7 protein-coding genes are annotated in these 5,228 nt (G+C 62.9%); 6 read left to right on the top strand and 1 reads right to left on the bottom strand.

From position 1 onward, the window contains the following. Together AC2VNK_RS05945 and AC2VNK_RS05950 are read left to right on the top strand one after the other, a co-directional pair. A partial coding sequence (locus tag AC2VNK_RS05945) for a winged helix-turn-helix domain-containing protein (RefSeq protein ID WP_486883162.1) occupies positions 1-256 on the top strand: 256 nt, incomplete at its 5' end. Then, positions 253-1,515: an ATP-binding protein gene (locus AC2VNK_RS05950; protein ID WP_486883163.1), complete on the top strand. Its 1,263-nt coding sequence runs from the start codon at positions 253-255 to the stop codon at positions 1,513-1,515. The genes AC2VNK_RS05945 and AC2VNK_RS05950, both read left to right, overlap by 4 nt. A 10-nt stretch (positions 1,516-1,525) precedes the next feature. On the opposite strand, the gene AC2VNK_RS05955 is transcribed toward AC2VNK_RS05950, so the two are convergent. Beyond that, positions 1,526-1,858: a hypothetical protein gene (locus AC2VNK_RS05955; RefSeq protein ID WP_486883164.1), complete on the bottom strand. Its 333-nt coding sequence runs from the start codon at positions 1,856-1,858 to the stop codon at positions 1,526-1,528. 144 nt (positions 1,859-2,002) lie between these two features. Here AC2VNK_RS05955 and argH point away from each other — a divergent pair, with 144 nt between their 5' ends. The 4 genes from argH to AC2VNK_RS05975 all read left to right on the top strand — a co-directional run. After that, on the top strand, positions 2,003-3,391 hold the full coding sequence (gene argH / locus AC2VNK_RS05960) for an argininosuccinate lyase (protein ID WP_486883165.1): 1,389 nt from the start codon (positions 2,003-2,005) through the stop codon (positions 3,389-3,391). Continuing rightward, the gene (gene lptM / locus AC2VNK_RS05965) at positions 3,388-3,573 is read left to right on the top strand and encodes an LPS translocon maturation chaperone LptM (RefSeq protein ID WP_291525592.1); all 186 of its coding nucleotides are present in this window, start codon (positions 3,388-3,390) and stop codon (positions 3,571-3,573) included. The genes argH and lptM overlap by 4 nt, the downstream gene beginning before the upstream one ends. Further along, entirely contained in the window at positions 3,570-4,814 is a 1,245-nt protein-coding gene (lysA, locus tag AC2VNK_RS05970) for a diaminopimelate decarboxylase (protein WP_291525591.1), read from the top strand. The genes lptM and lysA overlap by 4 nt, the downstream gene beginning before the upstream one ends. Positions 4,815-4,970: 156 nt before the next feature. Beyond that, the coding region (locus AC2VNK_RS05975) for a YbhB/YbcL family Raf kinase inhibitor-like protein (RefSeq protein WP_486883166.1) at positions 4,971-5,228 on the top strand (258 nt) is incomplete at its 3' end.

The following is a 5,228-nucleotide window of genomic DNA, read 5'->3' on the forward strand; positions in this document are numbered from 1 at the left end:
GTTTTCCATTCTGCACGCGCTGGCCAGTCATCCCTGGCAACCGCTCTCGCGGGGCCGTCTGCTGGCCATGACCCACGGCAACGACACCACACCGGGGTCACGGGGTATTGATGTGTTTATCTCGCGCTTGCGACGCCTCGTCGAAGACGACCCTGGCGAGCCACACTATATTCAGACTGTTTGGGGGCGGGGTTATGTGCTGGTACCCGACGGCGGGGACGCCACGCGCAGGGAAAAAGGCGTTTTACCCGGATGAAAAAATCGCGCCGCTGGCCGGATACACTGTTTACCCGTATGTTCCTCATCATCGCCGGGTTGCTGCTACTGAGTCAGTTTGCGGTGTACTGGTTTTTCAATATTTATCAGGCCAATCCGCAGGCGGAGCGTTTGGCGCAGAACTGGGCGCAAATTCTGACCCTGAGTGAAATCCTTAGCCCGGCCCAGCGTCAGGCGACGGAGTCCGAACTGATGCACCAGGGGCTCCGCATCGTTCCTGCCGGTGCGCTGCGCGGCCACAAGCCCCGTATGCCGGTGCTGGCAAACGCCCTGCAACTGCTGCACCGCATGGGCTGGCCGCAGGCACAACTACGCATGGACGGCCGGCGCCGGATGCTCTGGTTGCAAGCCCGGCCCGATGCAACCCTGGCGCTGGCCATGCCCATGCCTCATTCACCGGGGCTGCCGTTGCCCTGGTTCAAGCTGGCGGCGATTTTGCTGCTGTCCTGGTTGGGGGCGTATCTGGCGGTACGTCAAGTGACCCGGCCCCTCACCCGGCTCATGCAGGGGGTGGCACGTTTGCGCGGCGGCGATACGCCGGCTGATCTGCCTGAGGCGGGTCCAGCCGATTTGCGGCGCTTGGCCGAACGCTTCAACCAAACCCTGCGCGATTTGCATCGTCTCTGGAAAGAGCGGGAGATGGTACTGGTGGGGGTCTCTCATGATCTGCGCACGCCGCTTACCCGCATGCGCCTGAGCGCCGAATTTCTGCCGGCCGAGGAGGAAGCCCGTGGCGAAATTATCGCCAATATTCAGGAGATGGATAAGGTTATCCACCAGTTTCTGGATTACGCCCGCAGTGGTGAGCAGGAGCCACTGGTAACGACTGACCTGGGTCTCTGGCTCAAAATGTTCGTTCTGCGCCAGCAGGCTGGCGTGGTGTGGCACCCCCCTGCGGCGGATCTACCGAAGCTGCCCATACAGGAAGTGGGCCTGGCTCGCGCCCTGCAAAACCTCATCGACAATGCGCAGTCCCACGGCGCCGCACCCATAGACGTCAGTGTAGAACCCACGGTGGACGGCGTGCTGATCCGCGTCCGCGATCACGGGCCGGGCATTGCGGAGACTGACCTGGAAACCGTGCGTGCGCCTTTCGCACAAGCCGGAAAGGGCGGCGGGGTAGGACTTGGGCTGGCCATCGTCGAACGGATTGTGGCCCACCATCACGGGCGCTTCACTCTGGCCAACGCCTCGGGCGGCGGCCTGGAGGCGCGCATAATCCTGCCGCAGTCATATTAAACGGGTGACTTCAGGACCGGGTAGCGGCTGCGGGCGGGCAAAGCTTACGAAGGTTGGCAACTTCGGCGGGACTGAGGTTGTGCCACTTGATGTTGCCGCACTGTCCGCTGATGGGGCCCTCCAGCGTGCCCTCCTGAGAAATGGTCTTGCCAACGGGAAAGTTCGCAACGGACCGAGTGGATACCGTGGGTGATATCAGTTGCACCGCAGCCGCAGCAGGTGCTGTGGACTGTACCTTGGCCCGCTGGTCCTGCCACCAGAAGAACAGCACCACCGCCAGAATCAGCAAAAACAGCAACACGATCAGCCAGCGCCAGCCATGCGTTTTTTCGGCTTCGTCCATCCGTTGTACCCCGCGTGTAAGCTCTTCTTTCAGACTGTAGCAAGAGCCGGAGAGGAATGCCAAAGAGTCGGATCGGCTGCTGGAAGCGCTGGCGAACAATGCCCCCTTTTCGCTATAGTCGCGGGCAGGACAGGAGGTGTGGGCATGAGTGAAAAAATGTGGGGTGGACGCTTCGCGGCGGGCACCGACAGTCTGGTAGAAGCCTTTACGGCATCCATTCAGGTGGACCGCCGTCTGTACGCGGAAGACATCCGTGGCTCCATGGCCCATGCGCGTATGCTGGGTCGGGTGGGCGTGCTGACGGAGGCGGAGGCGGAAGCCATCGTCACCGGGCTGGCGCAGGTGCGGCAGGAGATCGTCGAAGACCGCCTCCCCTTTGTCGACGCCCTGGAAGACATCCACATGCACGTCGAGTCACGCCTCACGGAAATCATCGGTGACGTCGGCAAGAAGCTCCACACCGGCCGTTCCCGCAACGATCAGGTAGCAACCGACCTGCGCCTTTATGCCCGCGGCTGCCTGGATGACCTCGTCCAGGGGCTGCAGCACCTGCAAAACGTCTTCATCGACCTTGCCGAGCGGGAGGTGGAGACTATCCTCCCCGGCCTGACGCACATGCAGGTCGCCCAACCGGTAAGCTTTGGTCACCACTGTATGGCCTATGTGGAGATGTTCCACCGCGATACCCAGCGTCTGCTCGATGCGCGGCGACGGGTGAATGTGCTGCCCCTGGGCGCGGCGGCGCTGGCGGGGACTACCTTTCCCATCGACCGCTGGGATGTGGCGCGTCAGCTCGGCTTTGAGGCCGTCGCCGAAAACAGCCTCGATGCCGTCTCCGACCGCGACTTTGTAATGGAAGTGTTATCGGACCTGGCCATCCTCGCCGTCCACCTCTCGCGGCTGTCGGAAGAGCTGATCCTGTGGATGTCGGCCCCCTTCGGCTTCATCGACCTACCCGATGGCTTCTGTACCGGCTCCAGCATCATGCCGCAAAAGAAGAACCCGGATGTCGCAGAAATCATTCGCGGCAAGAGCGGGCGGGTGATTGGCGATCTCGTCGCTATCCTCGTCCTTATGAAGGGCCAGCCCCTCGCCTATAACCGCGATAATCAGGAAGACAAAGAAACCTTTTTCGACGCCCTCGACCAGATGCGCGCCAGCGTGGAGATCATGGGCCGGATGCTGCCGGGCCTGCAGACCCGGCCTGCGGTTATGCGCGCGCAGGCGGAACGCGGCTTTGCCACCGCCACCGATCTGGCCGATTATCTGGTGCGCAAGGGGCTGCCTTTTCGTGATGCCCATGCCGTGGTGGGACGGGCGGTACGCCTGGCCCAAGAACGCAACATCGGCCTGGAAGCCATGCCACTGGCGGATTTGCAGGCCTTGTCACCGCTCATCGGTCGGGAGGTCTATGAGGTGCTGGTGCTGGAAGGCTCCCTGGCGGCGCGTGACCACTTGGGCGGTACGGCACCCCGGCAAGTGCAAGCCGCCATCCTGCGCGCTCGTGAGCGCTTGCAGCGGGAGGCTCTGTGAACCGCGCCCGCGCCGTCTTCCTGCTGCTGCTGCTTGGTCTCGCGCTGGGCGGTTGCGGCCGTAAAACGGCCTTGACCCTGCCGCCCGCCCACAGCGTTACACCTGCCGCACCCACGGCTCCTGCCCAGAACCCCACATCCGCTGAGCCCGCGGCGCCTGTTCAGAGCCCCGCTGCCCCATGAATACTTTTCACTACCGCGATCACGCCCTTTATGGCGAAGACCTCCCTTTGCAGGAAATAGCGGAGCATTACGGTACGCCCTGTTACGTCTACTCCGAAGCGGCGTTGCGCGAGCGCTATCACTCTTTCAGCGCTGCCCTCGGTGACAATACCCAGGTCTGTTATGCGGTCAAGGCCAACAGCAATCTCCGCATCCTGCGGATTTTTGCGGAGATGGGCGCGGGCTTCGATATTGTCTCTGGCGGTGAGCTGGAGCGGGTGCTGCGTGCGGGTGGCGATGTCGGCAAGATCGTTTTTTCCGGTGTCGGCAAGTCCAGCGTCGAAATCCGCGCTGCCCTCAACGCCGCTATCTTCTGCCTCAATGTGGAATCCGCGGCCGAACTCTGGCGTATCGCGGACATTGCTGCCGACATGGGCAAACGTGCGCCCGTCGCCCTGCGGGTCAATCCCGACGTGGACCCCGGCACCCATCGCTACATCGCTACGGGGCTGAAAGAGAGTAAGTTCGGCATCGCCATGGATCAGGCTCGCCACCTTTACCTGCAGGCCGCGCAACACCCGGCGCTGGAGCTGAAAGGTATTGCCTGCCATATCGGCTCCCAGTTGCTGGACCTGACACCCTTGGGTGAGGCCGCAGTGCGGGTGCGCGCGCTGTATGACGAACTGGCGGCCCATGGGATTGCCCTCCAGCATCTGGATCTGGGCGGCGGTGTGGGCATTCGCTACCACGACGAAATCCCGCCCAGCCCCGCCGACTACGCCTGGACGCTGGATCAGGCTTTGCAAGGCGTAGCGGTACGGCGGGTAGTGGAGCTGGGCCGGGCGCTGGCGGGCAATGCCGGCGTGCTGCTGACCAAGGTGGAATACCTCAAGGACAACGGCAGCAAGCAGTTCTGCGTGGTGGATGCGGCCATGAATGACCTGTTGCGCCCCGCGCTGTACGGGGCCTGGCATGACATCCTGCCCCTGCACCAAAGCGCCGAAACAGGACAAGCCATGGATGTCGTCGGCCCGGTCTGTGAAAGTGGTGACTTCCTCGCCAAGGACCGCCCGGTAGCGGCCAGGGCCGGTGACCTGCTCGCCGTAATGAGCGCTGGCGCCTACGGTTTCGCCATGAGCAGCAATTACAACAGCCGCCCCCGTCCTCCCGAAGTGCTCATCAGCGGCCACCAGCATCGCCTCATCCGCCGCCGCGAGACCCTCGACGATCACTTGGCGTTGGAGGAAAACCCGAGCCTCTAAGGAATCCCCCCATAAGGATCGCTAGGTAACGCGTCCGTCGACACCACCGACTATCTGCTATCCTTAGGCGGTAATGGGATATTTCCGCGGGCTCGGCCGTATCGGAGGCGACCGCAGCACTTGGCCAAGCGCCCGCACACTTGTGAGGAGGCCACCATGGCAGAGATGAAGGTATTCAGTACCGGCATTGATCCTGACGACTGGATCGCCAGACGTTTCACTCAACCCGGCGACGGGCGCACCCCGCCCATCTTCTGGCAGCATCTGCCACCCGGCACTAAAAGCCTGATCCTGCTCATGGAGCATCGCGAGGCGGAAGCAGGGCGCAAGGTCCAGTGGCTGGTCTATGACCTGCCGCCTGCCGCTGAAGGTATCCACGAAGGCGGCCCATTGCCTGATGGCGCCAAGCTGGGG

The sequence above is a fragment of the Acidithiobacillus sp. TH-A35 genome, assembly GCF_057473505.1.